Here is a 681-nt window from a genome sequence, read left to right on the forward strand (position 1 = left end):
TATTACTGTAATAAAAAATACACTAACAATTAATTTGTTAGTGTATTTTTTTGTTCCTTTAATAACTTAAATAAGCCTAGAACATCTTTTTGAACATTTTGTGTAACTTGATTTAGACTTTGACCTTCACTATTTGACAATTCTTTTTCTATATTTTGTAAATGTTTTAACCCTGTCAGTAATTGTTTATTTTTAATTAGTTCTTTTTGATTATTTAAGATTAATAACGTAGAGTTAATTTGCTCTAACTGCTTTTCATTATTAAAATTACTGCTTGTTAAGTAAGATAAAATAAATGCAAAAGTCTCGATTTCAGCTTTATACATCTCTACTGACTGTTTTGGACCTGCATATGCTCCTCCACCAATCGATTCTTCCTTTAAATAAGCATTATCTAGTTTTTTCTTAACCTCATCTTTAAGGAATGTACTTTCTTTTCCACTCAATGCGATCACTACGAAATAAGCATCATTTTTTTCATAAATAACTGCTTCGTAACCCTGCTCAGCTATTTCATCTACATTTTTCTGAGCAGAATCCATATTTTTAAACATACCAACTTGTGCTAAATCAAAGGAAATGGCAGGAATATTCATCTTAACTTGTGTCGGAGCGACTGTGACTACGTCTGGACTTTGTTGTTCTGATTTAGATTGTTTAAATATACTTAAAAATACAAAT

At 28.8% G+C, this 681-nt stretch carries 1 protein-coding gene; it reads right to left on the minus strand.

The window, feature by feature from the left end:
- Positions 1-29 precede the first annotated feature (29 nt).
- Positions 30-681, minus strand: a 652-nt coding sequence (locus V7056_RS02510; protein WP_499698975.1) for a hypothetical protein, incomplete at its 5' end; no start/stop codon positions are given.

The sequence above is a fragment of the Bacillus sp. JJ664 genome (assembly GCF_036962205.1).
Classification (GTDB): Bacteria; Bacillota; Bacilli; order Bacillales; family Bacillaceae_G; genus Gottfriedia.